The sequence below is a fragment of the Curvibacter delicatus NBRC 14919 genome (assembly GCF_001592265.1).
In the GTDB taxonomy this organism is placed as follows: domain Bacteria; phylum Pseudomonadota; class Gammaproteobacteria; order Burkholderiales; family Burkholderiaceae_C; genus Hylemonella; species Hylemonella delicata.
This window is the reverse complement of the sequence record NZ_BCWP01000087.1, coordinates 1-1,889: the sequence shown is the minus strand read 5'-3', so window position 1 is coordinate 1,889 and position 1,889 is coordinate 1. Positions and strand designations below refer to the sequence as shown.

Below are 1,889 nucleotides of genomic sequence, written 5' to 3'. Positions count from 1 at the left end.
GAGTGGGCATGCCACCTTTGTCCTGTCGGGCCAGTGCCGCCATTGTGTTTGTGTTCATGATGTAACGCAGTCCGTTTCTGTTTTTTAGTTCAGTAGCAGCTGCGTGCCGCCTGCATTGGCGCGTAAACCATGTTCCAGCTTGAATACGGCCACGCTCTGCACCAGCTCTTGCGCCTGGCCACGCAGGCTGGAAGCGGCTGCGGCCATCTCTTCCACCAGCGCAGCGTTCTGCTGTGTGGCCTGGTCCATCTGTGTCACCGCTTCACCCACCTGCGCCACGCCGGCACTCTGTTCGGAGCTGGCCGCACTGATTTCACCCATGATGTCGGTGACACGTCGGATACTGCTCACCACCTCGTTCATGGTGGCGCCGGCCTGGTCCACCAGCGCAGTACCTTGTTCGACGCGTTCCACGCTGTCAGTGATGAGCGTCTTGATTTCCTTGGCGGCATCGGCAGAACGGCCGGCCAGGGAGCGCACCTCACCGGCCACCACGGCAAAACCGCGGCCTTGTTCGCCGGCCCGGGCGGCTTCCACCGCCGCATTGAGCGCCAGGATGTTGGTCTGGAAGGCGATGCCGTCGATGACGTTGATGATGTCGGCAATCTTCTTGCTCGAATCGTTGATGCCCTTCATGGTGTCGACCACCTGGGCCACGACTTCACCGCCCTTGACGGCCACGGTGGAGGCGCTTTGGGCCAGTTGATTCGCTTGTCTGGCGTTGTCGGCGTTCTGTTTGACGGTGGAGCTCAGCTCTTCCATCGAAGCGGCGGTCTCTTCCAGCGCGCTGGCCTGGCTCTCGGTGCGGGCGGACAGGTCGTTATTGCCTTGGGCGATCTCGCTGGAGGCGGTGGCGACGGACTCGGAGCCTTGACGCACGTTCGCGACGATCTTCCGCAAGCTGCCTTGCATTTCAGCCAGCGATTGCAGCATCTGGGCGGTTTCATCGCGTCCTTCACTGTGGATTTCACGCGTCAGGTCACCTTCCGCGATGTGTTTGACGTTTTCGGCCGCAATCTGGATCGGGCCGACGATGGAACGCGTGAGAACCAGGGCAAAGAAAGCACCCAGCGCCAGTGCCAGAACGCCTGCGGCAATCATGATCTGCTCACCAAACAAGGCATCTTTTTCTGCCTGTACCAAGGCCGCGTCGTACAGCTCCTGCTGGCGTTTTTCGAGATTGGCGAGGGCTTGAAGATAGGTTTCCGACAAAGGCTTGAGCTCTTTTTCGACCGTGGTCCAGACGTTTTCACCGGCCTGCTGGCGTTTTAGTGTCTCACCGCGAAGGTCGCGATAGGCCGCCCGTGCCTTGTCAATGGCGGCAATCAGGGCCTTGCCTTCTGCCGAGGTCACCATTTCCCCCATTTTTTTGCTGGCGGCACTGGAAACCTTGGTGGTTTCTTCCATTTCTGCCTGCCACTGCTTGAGACGGGCAGGGTCGTTTTCCAGCAGAACGGCTCGTGTGCGAATCCAGTTCGAATCAATGGCCTGGCGCCATTGCGTGGCCAGCTTGAGTTTTTCGTTGTCCGTGGTGGCCAAGACACGGGTGGTGCTCGCCAGTTCATTGATACGCCAGACGCCAATGGCAACGCTGACAGTCAGCAAGAGCAGGACCACGACAAAGGCCAGGCCGAGTCGTGAGCCGATTTTCAGATTCTTAAGGAAATTCATTTTGTTTCTCTGACGGTATGTGGGGGCTTATTGCTTCTCTGAATTCACGAGGCCCATGTCGGTGCTGCTCATGAGTTTCTCGATGTCGAGCAGGATCAGCATGCGGTCGTCCAGCGAACCGATGGCCAGCAGGTGGTCGCTGGCAATGGACGAAGACAACTCCGGCACCGGGCGCAGTTGCTCGGGCGCCAGCGTGATCACATCCGACACGCCGTCAA

Annotated in this window: 2 protein-coding genes; both read right to left on the bottom strand. The window is 59.3% G+C overall.

From position 1 onward, the window contains the following. Positions 1 to 84 precede the first annotated feature (84 nt). Positions 85 to 1,671, bottom strand: coding sequence for a methyl-accepting chemotaxis protein (locus CDE01S_RS17900; protein WP_066710910.1), 1,587 nt, complete (start codon positions 1,669 to 1,671; stop codon positions 85 to 87). Between the two features lie 27 nt (positions 1,672 to 1,698). Next, positions 1,699 to 1,889, bottom strand: a 191-nt coding sequence (locus CDE01S_RS17895) for a chemotaxis protein CheW (protein WP_174525485.1), incomplete at its 5' end; no start/stop codon positions are given.

Excerpts from the sequence above, each read along its gene's own strand:
- CDE01S_RS17900 (WP_066710910.1), bottom strand. The coding sequence starts at position 1,671 with ATGAATTTCCTTAAGAATCTGAAAATCGGCTCACGACTCGGCCTGGCC.